Raw genomic sequence first — 14,991 nt, 5'->3', positions numbered from 1 at the left:
GGATGTGTCAGCTCGCATCACCGACCCCGAGCAGCTCAAGGAGCTCCTCGGCATCCCGTTCACCCCGGAGCAGACGGCCTGCATCACCGCACCGCCCGCCCCGCAGGTCGTCGTGGCCGGCGCCGGTTCCGGCAAGACCACGGTCATGGCCGCGCGCGTGGTGTGGCTGGTCGGTACGGGCCAGGTCGCCCCGGAGCAGGTGCTCGGGCTGACGTTCACGAACAAGGCGGCGGGCGAGCTGGCCGAGCGCGTCCGCAAGGCCCTGGCCGCGGCCGGGGTGACGGAGCCGGCCGGCCCGTTCGGCGCCGCCGTCCCGGGATCCGCCGTCCCGGGATCCGCCGTCCCGGGATCCGCCGTCCCCGGGCCCCGCGGCCCGGCCGGCGCGGACGGTGTCCCCGGGGAGCCCCGGATCTCGACGTACCACTCCTTCGCGGGCCAGCTCCTGAAGGACCACGGCCTGCGCATCGGCCTGGAGCCCAGCGCCCGCCTGCTCGCCGACGCCACCCGCTTCCAGCTCGCCGCCCGGGTGCTGCGCACCGCCCCCGGCCCGTATCCGGCGCTGACGAAGTCGCTGCCCGCCCTCGTGGAGGATCTCCTGGCCCTCGACGGCGAGCTGGCCGAGCACCTGGTGGAGCCGGACCGGCTGCGGGCGTACGACACCGAGCTGCTCGCCGCCCTCGACCAGGTCAAGCTCACCAACGCCGACCTGCGCAAGGTGCCCGAGACGGCGCGCGGCCGCCTGGAGCTGCTGGAGCTGGTCAGGGCCTACCGCGCCGAGAAGCGGCGGCGCGAGCTGCTGGACTTCGGCGACCAGATCGCCCTGTCGGCGACCCTCGCGACCACCCGCCCCGAGGTGGGCGCGCTGCTGCGCGAGGAGTTCAAGGTCGTCCTCCTGGACGAGTACCAAGACACCTCGGTGGCCCAGCGGATCATGCTGTCCAGCCTGTTCGGCGGGGGTACGGGCCATGCGGTGACCGCCGTCGGCGACCCCTGCCAGGCCATCTACGGATGGCGCGGCGCCTCCGTCGCCAACCTGGACGACTTCCCCGACCACTTCCCCTTCGAGGACGGCAGCCCGGCCGCGCGCTCCGCCCTCAGCCAGAACCGCCGCAGCGGCGGCCGGCTGCTCGGCCTGGCCAACGGGCTCGCCGCGCCGCTCCGCGCCATGCACGCGGGCGTCGAGGCGCTGCGCCCGGCCCCGGGCGCGGAGCGTGACGGCGTGGTGCGCTGCGCGCTGCTGCCCACCCACGCCGAGGAGATGTCCTGGCTCGCCGGGAACATCGCCCATCTGGTGCGCACGGGCACCCCGCCCGGTGAGATCGCGGTGCTGTGCCGGACCGCCGGTGACTTCGCCCGTATCCAGGGTGAGCTGGTCGCGCGGGAGGTCCCGGTGGAGGTCGTCGGCCTGTCCGGGCTGCTGCACCTGCCGGAGATCGCCGACCTGGTGGCGGTGTGCGAGGTCCTCCAGGACCCCACGGCCAACGCCGCCCTGGTACGGCTGCTGATCGGCCCGCGCTGGCGGATCGGCCCCCGTGACCTGGCCCTCCTGGGCCGCCGGGCGCGGCTGCTGGTCCACCGGCCCGGCCAGTCCGAGGACCCCGGACGGCGGCTGGCCGAGGCCGTGGAGGGCGTCGACCCGGCCGAGACGATCTCGCTCGCCGACGCGCTCGACACGTTCCTGGAGTCGGACGGCCGCCCCGACGACGGCCTGCCGTTCTCCCCGGAGGCCCGCGTCCGCTTCGCCTACGTGGCACGTGAACTGCGCGAGCTGCGGCGCTCGTTGGGCGACCCCTTGATGGACGTACTGCACCGGGTGCTGTCCGTCACCGGCCTGGAGGTCGAGCTGTCCGCGTCCCCGCGCGCCCTGGCGGCCCGCCGCCGGGAGACCCTGGGCACCTTCCTGGACATCGCCGCCGGCTTCGCCGCCAAGCAGGGCGGCGCGGCTCTGGACGGCGACGCGACGCTCCTCGCCTTCCTGGGCTTCCTGCGTACGGCCGTCCAGCACGAGAAGGGCCTGGACAGCTCCCTGCCGGGCGGCGAGAACACCGTCAAGGTGCTGACCGCCCACAAGTCCAAGGGCCTGGAGTGGGACGTGGTCGCCGTCCCCGGCCTGGTCGGCAAGCAGTTCCCCAGCGAGCAGTCCCGCGACTCCTGGCTCACCCAGCCCAAGGTGCTGCCGCACGCCCTGCGCGGCGACGCCGCGACCCTGCCGGACGTCGCGGACTGGAGCAGCCGCGGCCTGAAGTCCTTCAAGGAGGCGATGAAGGACCACCAGTCCGTCGAGGAGCTGCGCCTCGGCTACGTCACCTTCACCCGCCCGCGTTCCCTGCTGCTCGGCTCCGGCCACTGGTGGGGCCCCGACCAGAAGCGCCCACGCGGCCCGTCCGCCTTCCTGGAAGCACTGCGCGCCCACTGCGAGGCGGGCCACGGCGAGATCGAGGAGTGGGCCGAGGCACCCGAGGAGGGCGCGGAGAACCCGTCGCTGAAGGAGGCGGAGGCCGAGCTGGAGTGGCCGCTGCCGCTGGACTCGGTGGCGAAGGAGCGACGGCGCGCGGCTGCGGCGACGGTCCGCGCGTATCTGGACGGGATGGCGCCGGGAGGCGCCGACGCGAGTGCCGATGCCGGTGCCGCACCGCCGCACGCCACCGCCGCCGACGGTCCCGAGGCCGCGACCGCCCACGACGCTCCGCATCCGGCGGCCGGGGGCGCCGCCTCCGTACCCGGGCAGGCCGTGCCGGCCCACGACCCGGAGTGGCCGCCGCCCGAGGATGATCCGTACGAGGAGGCGCACGCCGATCCGTACGAGGAGACGCACGCCGGCCCGTACGAGGACATTCACGGCTTCGGGAGCGACCGGGGACCCGCCTTCGAGCACGACCTCGCCGACTGGGGTGCCTGGAGCGCCGAGCGGCCCGCGCACCCGGAGGACGGCAGCCCGGCGGCGGACGGCGGCGTCCATACCGGGGACGGGCGCGCCCGCGTACCGGCACAGGCCGCCGCCCCGGAAGCGCCCCCGGGCCGGTCACCCGAGGCAGCCGCCGCCCTGCTCCCCGAAGAGCGCCGCACCGTGGCCTCCTGGGACCGCGACCTCGACGCGCTCGCCGACGAGCTGCGGCGGGCCCGCGCGACCGTGCGCGACGTGCCCCTGCCGTCCTCGCTCAGCGCCTCGCAGCTGCTGTGGCTCGCGTCCGACCCGGACGGGTTCACCCGCGAGCTGGCCCGGCCCATGCCGCACCCGCCCCGGCCCGCCGCCCGCCGCGGCACCCGTTTCCACGCCTGGGTGGAGTCGCGCTTCGAGGAGCTGACGCTGCCCCTGCTCGGCCCCGACGAACTGCCGGGCGGCGCGTACGGCCACGAGGCGCTCGCCCAGGAAGCGGCCGGAGAAGCGGCACCGATCACGGACGAGGACGACCTGGAAGCCCTCAAGGAAGCCTTCGCCCGCACTCCGTACGCCCGGCGCACCCCGTACCGCATCGAGGTCCCCGTACAGCTGACCCTCGCGGGCCGGGTGGTCCGTGGCCGTATCGACGCCGTGTACCGCAACCGCGGTCCCGAGGGGGACACGTACGAGATCATCGACTGGAAGACCCACCACGCGCAGACCGCCGACCCGCTCCAACTGGCCCTCTACCGGGTGGCCTGGGCCGAGCAGCACGGCCTGCCGCTGTCCGCCGTCGACGCCGCGTTCCTGTACGTACGCAGCGGGGAGACGGTCCGGCCCCCGCGCCTGCCCGACCGGGCCGCACTGGAGCGCATCCTGCTCGGCGAGCACGACCCGGCCGCCGGTGCCGGAGACGACGGGGGGACGGCGGACGATGACAGACGTGCCCCGCGCGGACGTGACGCCGGACTCGACGCCGGACCTGACAAGATCCACGAGACCGGCGGCGGACCGCACCCGCGAGCCGGATAGGCTCGGACACATGAGCACCACCTCGGACAGCGCCGTCCGCGCGTACATCGACGTCCACCGCGAAGAGTTCCTCGACGACCTGGCCGCCTGGCTGCGCATCCCCTCGGTCTCCGCCGACCCGGAGCGCGCCGGCGACGTGCGCCGCAGTGCCGAATGGCTGGCCGGACGGCTCACCGCGACCGGCTTCCCCACCGCCGAGATCTGGGAGACGGACGGCGCTCCCGCGGTCTTCGCCGAGTGGTCCTCCGGGGACCCGTCGGCCCCCACCGTCCTCGTCTACGGCCACCACGACGTGCAGCCCGCCGCCCGCGAGGACGGCTGGCACACCGACCCCTTCGAGCCGCAGACCGTCGACGGCAAGCTGTACGCACGCGGCGCCGCCGACGACAAGGGCCAGGTGTTCTTCCACACCCTCGGCGTACGCGCCCACCTCGCCGCGACCGGCCGCACCGCCCCGGCCGTCAACCTCAAGCTCCTCATCGAGGGCGAGGAGGAGTCCGGCTCCCCGAACTTCCCGGCGCTCATCAGCAAACACGCGGACCGCCTGGCCTGCGACACGGTCATCGTCTCCGACACGGGCATGTGGTCCAAGGACACCCCGACCGTCTGCACGGGCATGCGCGGCCTCACCGACTGCCAGATCGACCTGTACGGCCCCGATCAGGACATCCACTCCGGCTCCTTCGGCGGCGCGGTGCCCAACCCGGCCACCGAGGCCGCCCGCCTGGCCGCCGCACTGCACGACGAGGACCGCCGGGTCGCGGTCCCCGGCTTCTACGACGGTGTCGTCGAGCTGACCGACCGCGAGCGCGAGCTCTTCGCCGAGCTGCCCTTCGACGAGCCCGAGTGGCTGCGTACGGCCCACTCGCACGCCGCGCTCGGCGAGACCGGCCACAGCACCCTGGAGCGCATCTGGGCCCGCCCCACCGCCGAGGTCAACGGCATCAGCGGCGGTTACCAGGGCCCCGGCGGCAAGACGATCGTGCCGTCCGCCGCGCAGCTCAAGCTCTCCTTCCGCCTGGTGGCGGGCCAGGACACGGCCGCGGTCCAGCAGGCCGTACGGGACTGGGTCGCCGCCCGCCTGCCCGACGGCATCCGCCACGACATCACCTTCTGGGGCGCCACCCGCCCCTGCCTGACCCCGCTCGACCACCCCGCCCTCCAGTCCGTCGTACGGGCCATGGGCCGCGCCTTCAACCAGAAGATCCGCTTCACCCGCGAGGGCGGCTCGGGCCCGGCCGCCGACCTCCAGGACGTCCTCGGCGTCCCGGTCCTCTTCCTCGGGATATCCGTCCCCTCGGACGGCTGGCACGCCCCGAACGAGAAGGTCGAGCTGGACCTGCTGATGAAGGGCGTCGAGACCGCCGCGCACCTGTGGGGCGACCTGGCGGAGAACTGGCGCGTCGCTTGACCGGTGACCACGCCCTACCGGCGCCCTCCTCCACGTCCGCGCCCGTGACCCGGCCGGCGACCCGCTCCACGGCCGGGGCGCGGACTCGCCCCCGGACGGCGGCCGCCCGCAGGTCACCACCCGGTCCGCGCACGGGCCGGGCCACTCGTACCACCCTCGCCGCCCGGCCCGCCGCCCGTCCGGCGGCCGCGCCCACGGGCGGCAACCACCCACGCCATAGGGGGAGTTGGAAACCGCAGTGACCACCTGGACCGACCACAGCGCCGACCGGCCGATCACGTTCAGCGCACCGAGCGGCATCGACAGAGCCGCCCACCACCGTCTCGACGAGGCGTGGCTCGCGGCGGCCTGGAGCCACCCGACGACGCGCGTCTTCGTGGTCTCCGGAGGCCAGGCACTGGTCGACGACACCCCCGACGGCCGCACCGAACTGGTCATGACACCGTCCTTCGAGGCGCCGCTCACCGAGACGCACCGCTACTTCCTCGGCACCGACGAGGACGGCGTGCGCTACTTCGCGCTCCAGAAGGACTCCCTGCCGGGCCGCATGGACCAGTCCGCGCGCCCCGCCGGCCTGCGCGAGGCGGGCCTGCTCCTGTCCCCCCGCGACGCCGGACTGCTCGCGCACGCCGTCGCCCTGGAGAACTGGCAGCGCCTGCACCGCTTCTGCTCCCGCTGCGGCGAACGCACCGTCATCGCGGCGGCGGGCCACATCCGCCGCTGCCCCGCCTGCGGCGCCGAGCACTACCCGCGCACCGACCCGGCCGTGATCATGCTCGTCACGGACGAGGAGGACCGCGCCCTGCTCGGCCGCCAGGTGCACTGGCCGGAGGGCCGCTTCTCCACCCTCGCCGGCTTCGTCGAGCCCGGCGAGTCCATCGAGCAGTCGGTGGCCCGCGAGGTCTTCGAGGAGGCGGGCGTCGTCGTCGGCGACGTCGAATACGTCGCCAGCCAGCCCTGGCCCTTCCCCTCCAGTCTGATGCTCGGCTTCATGGCCCGCGCCACGTCCTCCGAGATCCAGGTCGACGGCGAGGAGATCGAAGAGGCCCGCTGGTTCTCCCGCGAAGACCTGAAGGCCGCCTTCGAATCCGGCGAGGTCCTCCCCCCGTACGGCATCTCCATCGCCGCCCGCCTGATCGAAATGTGGTACGGCAAGCCCCTCCCGAAGCCGTAAGCCCACCGCGGCCGGGGCCACGGGAGGCCCCGGCCCGCACCGGCTATCACCCCTGCCTGCCCTTCGCCACACAGATCCCACACGGAAACGGACACGGCGGAACCGCTCCCGCGCCTCTCTCCCCGCCTACAGCGGCAGCGGTACCTCCTGCCGATGCGCCTCCCTCATATGGCGCCGGTACCGCACCCGGGCGTCGACCTCCATCGACTGATCCCGGCTCTCCCGCCCCTCGGCTTCGAGCGCCTTCAGCAGCTCGCACACTTCGCACGCCTCGCACCTGTCCGTCGGGTTCTCGGTCATGGCGTCCATGTTCCGGTGCGGCCGGGCGTCATCGCGACGGCGGCAGGGCGCCCGGTGGGAGTCCGGCAGGCGTCATGCGCAAGACGTCAAACCGGTGTCACAGTGCGGAGATTGGGGCTAGCTTGAATCCATGACGACCACGTCGGATCTCGCAGTGAACGCAGCCTTCCGGGCTGTCCGCCTCTCCCTGCGGATGAGCCAGGACGACATGGCTCGTGCGCTGCGGAAGGCGGGCGACGAGGCGGGCGAACCCAACGACGCCAACAAGCGGCTCGTGCAGCGCTGGGAGGGCGGCACGACCCGCGTGCCCCGGCCCGTATACGTACGCGCCCTGGAGAAGGTCACCGGGCTGCCCATCGAGTCCCTCGGGTTCGCCGTGCCGGTCATGGTCCGGGTGCGCGACGACGGTGCCGGAGGGCACGACGTGACCGCTGGGGCCGGCGGGGTCGCCCCGGCGTCCGGCGACGCCGGGACAGCCGCCCAGGCGGCCGGACGCGCGCACTATGCAGGCGTGTGGCTCAGCCGGTACGAGTTCTACTCGTCCGGACGGGAGCAGACCTTCACCGGCGCCCACTACGTCGTACTGGTACAGAACGGCAACCGGCTCACCGGCCACTCGCTCCCCGGAGCGTCGTCCCACCCCGACTCACCACTGTCCCTCGACCTCACCGTGGACGGGAACGTGGTCACCGGCACCTGGGTCGAGCAGACCGCGACGGACGGCTACTACGCGGGCGCCCGCTACCACGGTGCCCTCCAACTGCTGGCCGAACCGACCGGCCGCCGCATGGCCGGGAAGTGGGTCGGCTTCGGCAAGGACTTCGACGTGAACACCGGGCCGTGGGAACTGGTCTTCAAGGACGCGTCCACGTCGAAGGACGCGGTGGAACGGTACAGCCGCAGTCCGGAGTGACCAGGAGTGACCAGGAGTGACGCGGCGATGGACGCCGCCGTCCGCGGCGACCGGGCACGACGAAAGACCCCCGGCCGCGACGGCCGGGGGTTCGTCCGGGTGAACCTGGGGCTCGGAGCGGGCCCGGGGCTCAGACGCCGAGGGCCTGCTTGACCTGGGCCAGGGACGGGTTGGTCATGACCGATTCCTCGCCGGAGGCGGGGACGACCAGGACCGTGGGGACGGTCTGGTTGCCGCCGTTGGCCTTTTCGACGAAGGCCGCGGACTCGGGGTCCTGCTCGATGTTGATCTCGGTGTACGCGATTCCCTCGCGGTCCATCTGGCCCTTCAGCCGACGGCAGTAGCCGCACCACGTGGTGCTGTACATCGTCACAGTGCCCGCCATGGGTCCTCGCGCTCCTTCAAACTCGGCGTGTTTGCGAAGGTGAGAACGTTCACCCCGGCCGGACCATTCCCGCCCGTGCCGGACCGCTCCCGTACGCGTATGGTGCCCCTTCCGCGGACCCTCGTATTCGTATGACCGGGGGGTGGCGGCTGTGGACAACTTTCCCGGCTGCCCCGGTCGACCTGGCAGCATGGCGGGGTGACAGCAGCATCGGACTCCCCTCTCTTCCCGCAGGTCGCGGCCGCGAGCCAGTTCCCGGCCACGCCCGAGGGTGCCGACGCGGTGCTCGACGGCCTGGACCCCGAGCAGCGCGAGGTCGCCACGGCCCTGCACGGGCCCGTGTGCGTCCTGGCGGGCGCCGGGACGGGCAAGACCCGCGCGATCACCCACCGCATCGCGTACGGCGTGCGTGCGGGCATCCTGCAGCCGTCCACGGTGCTCGCCGTCACCTTCACCGCCCGGGCGGCGGGGGAGATGCGCGGGCGGCTGCGGCAGCTGGGGGCGGCGGGAGTGCAGGCCCGGACGTTCCACTCGGCCGCTCTGCGCCAGCTCCAGTACTTCTGGCCCAAGGCGGTCGGCGGCGAGGTGCCGCGGCTGCTGGAGCGCAAGGTCCAGCTCGTCGCCGAGGCCGCCGCCCGCTGCCGCATCCGCCTGGACCGCAACGAGCTGCGCGACGTCACGGGCGAGATCGAGTGGTCCAAGGTCACCCAGACCGTGCCGGCCGACTACCCGGCCGCTGTGCACAAGGCCGGACGCGAGGCGCCCCGCGACCCGGCCGAGATCGGGCAGATCTACGGGACGTACGAGCAGCTCAAGCGCGACCGGGGGACGATCGACTTCGAGGACGTGCTGCTGCTGACGGTCGGCGTCCTCCAGGACCGGCACGACATCGCCGAGCAGGTCCGTGCCCAGTACCAGCACTTCGTCGTGGACGAGTACCAGGACGTCAGCCCGCTCCAGCAGCGGCTGCTCGACCTGTGGCTCGGCGACCGCGACAACCTCTGCGTCGTCGGTGACGCCAGCCAGACGATCTACAGCTTCACCGGCGCCACCCCCGAGCACCTGCTGAACTTCCGCACCCGCCATCCGAACGCCACGGTCGTCAAGCTGGTCCGCGACTACCGCTCCACCCCGCAGGTCGTGCACCTCGCCAACGGTCTGCTGTCCCAGGCCCGCGGTCGGGCCGCCGAGCACCGCCTGGAGCTGGTATCGCAGCGGGACACCGGGCCCGAGCCGGCGTACGTGGAGTACGGGGACGAGCCCGCGGAGGCGGAGGGCACGGCCCGCCGTATCCGCGATCTGATCGCGTCCGGCGTGCCGGCGAGCGAGATAGCGGTCCTCTTCCGCATCAACGCCCAGTCCGAGGTCTACGAGCAGGCCCTCGCCGACCTCGGCGTGCCCTACCAGCTCCGGGGGGCCGAGCGGTTCTTCGAGCGGCCCGAGGTGCGGGAGGCCGGCGTCAAGCTGCGCGGCGCCGCCCGTTTCGGGGCCAACGACGCCCTCCTGGACGACGCCGTGGACCTCCCGTCCGAGGTGCGGGCCGTACTGAGCGACATGGGGTGGACGAGCGTGCCCCCGGCCGGGTCCGGCGCCGTACGGGACCGCTGGGAGTCGCTGGCCGCGCTGGTCCGCCTCGCCGAGGACTTCGCCGAGGCACGGCCGGCGGCCACCCTCGCCGATCTGGTCGCCGAACTCGACGAGCGGGCCAACGCCCAGCACGCGCCCACCGTCGACGGTGTGACGCTCGCCTCTTTCCATGCGGCCAAGGGCCTGGAGTGGGACGCCGTCTTCCTGGTCGGCCTCACCGAGGGCATGATGCCGATCACCTACGCCAAGACCGACGAGCAGGTCGAGGAGGAGCGCCGCCTGCTGTACGTGGGCGTGACCCGCGCCCGCCTGCATCTGGGCCTGTCGTGGTCCCTGTCGCGCGCACCGGGCGGCCGCGCCGTCCGGCGCCCCAGCCGCTTCCTGGACGGTCTGCGGCCGGGATCGGCAGGCGCCGGGCGCCGTGCCGCGGCAGCCGCCGCGGGCGGCATCGAGCGGGGCGGTACCGCCGCCAGGGGCGCGAGCAAGCGCCGGACCCGGTCGCCCGCCCGCTGCCGGGTCTGCGGCAAGACGCTCACCGATGCGGGTGAAATGAAGCTCATGCGCTGCGACGACTGCCCCTGCGAGCTCGACGAGGCGTTGTACGAGCGGCTGCGCGACTGGCGGGCCGAGCGGGCACGGCAGCTGGGCCAGCCGGCGTACTGCGTCTTCACTGACAAGACCCTGATGGCGATTGCCGAGGCCGTTCCGGGAACCGAAGGGGAGCTGGCGGGCATCCCTGGTGTGGGGGGACGCAAGCTGGGCAGATTCGGCGCCGACGTCCTCGCGCTGTGCGCAGGTGAGGAGCTCGTTCCGGCAGCGGACGGGCCGTCGCCGGACGATCTTCCGGAGGGGGGTGCAAGAACCTCCGGAAAGTCGTCAGAAAAATAGTTTGCGCGCGCGGAGCGCATCCCCATAGCCTTCACAGGCACGGAGACAACGGGCCTTCCGGGATCCGCTGGATTCGTGTTGTACTGAACAAGCCCGGACCGGATTTTCCGGTCCGCCGAGACGCCGAGAGGAGGCGAGACCAGTGATCAGCTTCATCGAGACCCAGAAAATGACCGATCGATCGGTCGTCGCCACCTGCATGTTCGGCGCCTCGCTCCCGGGCACCGGTCTGTCCGGCTCCGGCCGACTGTCCGGTCTTGAGGTCTCCCGTGCCGCTTCCTCGGTGTTCCTGCCCGAGATCAAGTGCGACGAGCGACCGACCCAGGCACCCGCAGTAGCGGCAGCGGCACAGGCAGCGCATGCGCATGCCTTCGCCGGCGCGGCGGCCAACGGTGCCGAATCCCGGAAGCAGTACGAGACGCAGCAGGACACGTGGGCCCACCGCGGGCACGAACCCTGGAGAGATCCAGCCTGATTCGCATGATCAGGTCGGCACCTTCCAGGGCCGCGGAACCCACACCGGGATCCGCGGCCCTTTTGCTTTGCCCATGAGCCCGGCCACCAGCCGGGCCGAACAGACGAGGAACACACCACCGTGCAACTCAAGACGCACACCCCGTCCGTAGCCACCGACCTGATTCCCCCGCCCGACTCCCAGGAGACCCCCTTGCTGCCCCTCACCGAGCTCGACGACGAGATCGACCGACTCGGCGCCGCCGTGCCGTGCCGTACCTACGACCCGGAGGTCTTCTTCGCCGAGACCCCGGCCGACGTGGAGTACGCCAAGTCCCTGTGCCAGACCTGTCCGGTGCGCGAGGCGTGTCTCGCCGGCGCCAAGGACCGGCGTGAGCCGTGGGGTGTCTGGGGCGGCGAACTGTTCGTCCAGGGCGTCGTGGTGCCCCGCAAGCGTCCGCGTGGCCGTCCGCGCAAGAACCCGGTCGCGGCATGAACCTCTGCGGCACCTACACCAGCGGCACCGGAACGATCGACCGTCCCGCCCAGCGGGACCCCCAGAAGCAGGACCCGATGAACCCCACCCTCACCGACACCACCGCACCCGCGAACTCCGGCGTGATCGAGTCGCGCCAGAACAGGACCCGTGAAATGCAACTCATCCCAGAAGCCCTGGCTCGCGCACATATGCAAGAGCGCTTGCGGGAGGCCGAGTCCGAACGCAGGGCCCAGCGCCTCGCCGCGGCCCGGCGTATGCAGCGCCGCGCCGAGCGGGCGTCGCTGCGCGCCCGGCGCGCTCTGGCCATGGCCGTCATGCAGTGACCCACCGGCCGCCCGGCATCCGTACGGATGCCGGGCCGCCCGGCGGCGTTCACCACCGCATCAGGCGACCACGCAACACCACACACCTCGGGGGCTGTCCAACTGGGCGGCCCCTGAGGCGTTGTGCCCCCTTACCCGGCGGTGGCGGGGATATTGTCGGCTGATGAACCAGAAGACGTATGAACAGGCGGACTTGACCACCGACAACGCGGAGTGTGTCCAGTGCGGCACCACCGCCGAGGGCACCCCGGCCACCTGGACCTGCACCATCGCCCACGGCACCCGCCACCACCTGTGCGACACCTGCACCCGTGCCCACCTCCGCGTCATCGAGTCCCACTTGGACCCGGTGCCGACGAGGTGAGGGGCAGGGGCGGCACCGACGAGGTAAGGCGCGCGGTGACGGCCCGGTGCGGGGCGGCCCGCGGTGAGCTGCCCCCTGGAGGGACGGTTCGTCGTCGGTGTTGTCAGGCCGGTGTCTCCTCCGCCGTGGGGTGGTTCTGCTCGGGTACGGACAGGGTGGAGCCGTCGGCCGGGTTGAAGCCCGGGAGCCACGACTCCAGCTCGTCGCGCAGGCGGACGGTGGCGCCCAGCTGGCACAAAACGCCGATCGTGCTCAGCGTCACACGGTGTATGAGCAGGTAGGAGGGCGGCAGGTTGAGCTGGCGGCCGAGCTGGTAGGCGGGGGAACGCGGGTCGGCGATGCGCGCGGCCTGGGTGCGCATCCAGGAGCGGGTGAAGGTGAAGTCGTCCACCTGGGCCGGTTCGATGATCGGGAGCAGATAGTCCAGCACCGCGTCGGGGTCCAGCTCGATGGACTCCTTCACGAAGCCCTCCTCGCACAGCAGCTCGTAGACCGCCTCGGCCTCGCCGTCGAGTGTCATGCGCAGTGAGGCACCGATCGTGGGCGGCAGGCCGTCCGGCAGCCGGTCGACCGTGCCGAAGTCCAGGACGCCCAGCTGCCACTGCTCCGCCGGGCCGTCGGGGGCGTCGCCGGTCAGCAGCCGGAAGTTGCCCGGGTGTGGATCGGCGTGCAGCAGGCCCGTGCGGGCGGTGCCGGAGAAGAGGAAGCGGGCGAGGAGTTGCCCGGCCCGGTCGCGCTCCTCCTGGGTGCCGTTCGCGATGATCTCCGAGAGGGGTACGCCCTCCATCCACTCGGTCACCAGCACCTGGTCACCCTGGTGGACCACGGCGGGCACCCGTACGTCGGGATCATCGGCGAACTCCTCGGCGTGCACCTGCTGGGCCTCGGCCTCCAGGGCGTAGTCCAGCTCCTCGGAGACCCGGTCGCGCAGCTCGGAGATCAGCGGCTTGATGTCCATGCCGGGGATCAGCGGCCCGAGCAGCCGGGCGAACCGGCCCAGTTGGGACAGGTCGGACAGCAGGGCCGCGCCCGCTCCCGGATACTGGACCTTGACCGCCACCTCACGGCCGTCGTGCCAGACCGCACGGTGCACCTGCCCGATCGACGCGGCCGCCGACGGCTTGTCCTCGAACTCCGTGAACAGCTCGCGCCAGTCCTCGCCCAGCCGCTCCGCCAGCACCTTGTGCACCGTGTCCGTCGGCATCGGCGGCGCGGCTTCCTGAAGTTTGGTGAGCGCGGCGCGGTACGGACCGGCGACCTCCTCCGGCAGCGCCGACTCGAAGACCGACAGCGCCTGCCCGAACTTCATGGCGCCGCCCTTCAGCTCGCCGAGCACCCGGAAGAGCTGTTCGGCGGTCCGCTGTTGGAGCTCGCGGCCGACGAGGTCCGCCGACCTGCCGCCGATCCGCTTGCCCAGCCCCCAGGTGGCGCGGCCGGCGAATCCCAGTGGCAGCGCGGCCAGCTTGGCGGTACGGGTGACCGCCTTGCGGGGAAGATCTGACATGCGCCCCTCCAACTCACACTGTCCCCAACCGGGGTTACTCCGCCATTGTTACGTGTCGTCCGACCGGATCCGAGGCACCCGTGGCGCCGGCCGGTCCCGCTGCGCCGCAGCCGCACTCCGGATGCGGCGCGATCCTGGTGGTCCGCCAGTCCGCACAGGGCAGCGCCACCTCCATCCGGGCTCCCGTGCAGGGTGGCAACTGACCGTCCAGGAACGCCAGTGCCTGCACGGCGGCCAGCCCCGCCACCATCGTCGCCAGAGCCGCGTCGCACGCCGGGACGGCCGGTGCGCCGCGCCCCGACCGCCACTGGGCCAGCAGCCGCGGCCAGGCCGGCTCCGCGTCCGTACGCCGCAGTTGCAGACAGCCCGCGCAGGAGGAGCCGCCCGGCAGGACCAGCGGGCCCACCACGCCGGTCCCCTCGACCACCCCGGTGAACAGATGAGGGATTCCCGCGGTCAGGAAGGGCTCGCTCAGGTCCGGGTCGGGCGCGTACGCGGCGAGGCCGTCGCGCGGCGCGATCACGACGAGCCCGAGGCCCGGCTCGCCCGCGTCCGACGGCCCGCTCCCTGGCCGCGGCCTCCGCGACCAGGGCGAGACCCGGTGGACCAGGCTGCGTGCGGCGGTGTCCCGGCGCGCACCGATCTGCTCCGTCCGCACACCGCCCGGCACGACGTCCCAGGGCTCGACCTTCCCGCCGTCCTGCACCTCCACCCGCCCGACGCCCGCCGCCGAGAGCAGGGCCGCGACCGAGGCGCCCACCCGGCCGGCGCCGCGCACCCGCGCCCGTATGGCACGGCGCGCCCCCATCCGCTCCAGTCCGCTCGCGGCCTCGGGATGCAGCACGGACAGCGACGCGAGATCCGCCCGGAGCCGGCCGAAGGCTGCGGAGTCCGCGCGCACCGTGTCGGCCGCCGGTCCGCCCGCCGACGGCACGTCCAGCAGGCCGGCCCGCCCCAGCCGGTCCACCATCCGCCGCGCGTGCCCGTCCGGCAGGCCCAGTGACTCGGCGGCGTCCGCCAGCTGCTCCAGGCTCCGCGTGCCGTCGATCAAGGCCAGAAAGCTCCCGGTGGCCGTGTCCACCGGGCCCAGTTCCACCGCGTGCGCCGGGGCCACCCCGAACCGCACCGTCTCCCGGTTCCGCCATCCGCGCCGCAGCGCGGGCTTGAGCATCGGATACATGAATCCGCCCCCGTCGATCGGATCTCGTCCAGCGGTCTTCAGCATCCCCCGCCCCCGCGCCGGGCGTCGGAAGTTGTCCACAGCCGGCAGGCAATAG

General features: G+C 73.0%; 13 protein-coding genes. 9 read left to right on the top strand and 4 right to left on the bottom strand.

Translation table 11 applies throughout. From position 1 onward, the window contains the following. Positions 1–4: 4 nt before the first annotated feature. The 3 genes from ACZ4Z1_RS29540 to nudC all read left to right on the top strand — a co-directional run bounded on the left by ACZ4Z1_RS29540 (position 5) and on the right by nudC (position 6,498). Entirely contained in the window at positions 5–3,913 is a 3,909-nt protein-coding gene (locus ACZ4Z1_RS29540; RefSeq protein ID WP_468489693.1) for a UvrD-helicase domain-containing protein, read from the top strand. A 10-nt stretch (positions 3,914–3,923) separates the two neighbouring features. Continuing rightward, positions 3,924–5,324: a dipeptidase gene (locus ACZ4Z1_RS29535; RefSeq protein WP_468489692.1), complete on the top strand. Its 1,401-nt coding sequence runs from the start codon at positions 3,924–3,926 to the stop codon at positions 5,322–5,324. A 238-nt stretch (positions 5,325–5,562) separates the two neighbouring features. After that, positions 5,563–6,498, top strand: coding sequence for an NAD(+) diphosphatase (gene nudC / locus ACZ4Z1_RS29530; protein WP_468489691.1), 936 nt, complete (start codon positions 5,563–5,565; stop codon positions 6,496–6,498). Between the two features lie 126 nt (positions 6,499–6,624). Here nudC and ACZ4Z1_RS29525 read toward each other — a convergent pair whose 3' ends face one another. Continuing rightward, complete coding sequence (locus ACZ4Z1_RS29525; protein WP_468489690.1) at positions 6,625–6,798, bottom strand: hypothetical protein; 174 nt, start codon at positions 6,796–6,798, stop codon at positions 6,625–6,627. 130 nt (positions 6,799–6,928) lie between these two features. Here ACZ4Z1_RS29525 and ACZ4Z1_RS29520 point away from each other — a divergent pair, with 130 nt between their 5' ends. Then, on the top strand, positions 6,929–7,711 hold the full coding sequence (locus ACZ4Z1_RS29520; RefSeq protein WP_468489689.1) for a helix-turn-helix domain-containing protein: 783 nt from the start codon (positions 6,929–6,931) through the stop codon (positions 7,709–7,711). Between the two features lie 130 nt (positions 7,712–7,841). Here ACZ4Z1_RS29520 and ACZ4Z1_RS29515 read toward each other — a convergent pair whose 3' ends face one another. Further along, complete coding sequence (locus ACZ4Z1_RS29515) at positions 7,842–8,096, bottom strand: mycoredoxin (RefSeq protein WP_468489688.1); 255 nt, start codon at positions 8,094–8,096, stop codon at positions 7,842–7,844. A 198-nt stretch (positions 8,097–8,294) separates the two neighbouring features. Here ACZ4Z1_RS29515 and ACZ4Z1_RS29510 point away from each other — a divergent pair, with 198 nt between their 5' ends. The 5 genes from ACZ4Z1_RS29510 to ACZ4Z1_RS29490 all read left to right on the top strand — a co-directional run bounded on the left by ACZ4Z1_RS29510 (position 8,295) and on the right by ACZ4Z1_RS29490 (position 12,210). Further along, positions 8,295–10,571, top strand: coding sequence for an ATP-dependent DNA helicase UvrD2 (locus ACZ4Z1_RS29510; protein ID WP_468489687.1), 2,277 nt, complete (start codon positions 8,295–8,297; stop codon positions 10,569–10,571). Between the two features lie 142 nt (positions 10,572–10,713). After that, complete coding sequence (locus tag ACZ4Z1_RS29505; protein ID WP_468489686.1) at positions 10,714–11,046, top strand: hypothetical protein; 333 nt, start codon at positions 10,714–10,716, stop codon at positions 11,044–11,046. Positions 11,047–11,166: 120 nt separating this feature from the next. Then, complete coding sequence (locus ACZ4Z1_RS29500) at positions 11,167–11,520, top strand: WhiB family transcriptional regulator (RefSeq protein ID WP_468489685.1); 354 nt, start codon at positions 11,167–11,169, stop codon at positions 11,518–11,520. After that, a complete protein-coding gene (locus ACZ4Z1_RS29495) occupies positions 11,517–11,846 on the top strand; it encodes a hypothetical protein (protein WP_468489684.1) in 330 nt (109 codons plus the stop codon). The genes ACZ4Z1_RS29500 and ACZ4Z1_RS29495 overlap by 4 nt, the downstream gene beginning before the upstream one ends. Positions 11,847–12,009: 163 nt before the next feature. After that, the gene (locus ACZ4Z1_RS29490) at positions 12,010–12,210 is read left to right on the top strand and encodes a hypothetical protein (RefSeq protein WP_468489683.1); all 201 of its coding nucleotides are present in this window, start codon (positions 12,010–12,012) and stop codon (positions 12,208–12,210) included. Positions 12,211–12,313: 103 nt separating this feature from the next. Here ACZ4Z1_RS29490 and ACZ4Z1_RS29485 read toward each other — a convergent pair whose 3' ends face one another. Together ACZ4Z1_RS29485 and ACZ4Z1_RS29480 are read right to left on the bottom strand one after the other, a co-directional pair. After that, positions 12,314–13,714, bottom strand: coding sequence for an ABC1 kinase family protein (locus ACZ4Z1_RS29485; protein ID WP_468489682.1), 1,401 nt, complete (start codon positions 13,712–13,714; stop codon positions 12,314–12,316). Between the two features lie 34 nt (positions 13,715–13,748). Beyond that, complete coding sequence (locus ACZ4Z1_RS29480) at positions 13,749–14,894, bottom strand: TOMM precursor leader peptide-binding protein (RefSeq protein ID WP_468489681.1); 1,146 nt, start codon at positions 14,892–14,894, stop codon at positions 13,749–13,751. Positions 14,895–14,991 lie beyond the last annotated feature (97 nt).

The sequence above is a fragment of the Streptomyces sp. NPDC030165 genome (assembly GCF_055573595.1).
The sequence above is the reverse complement of the archived record's forward strand: the minus strand, read 5'-3'. Positions and strand labels throughout refer to the sequence as shown.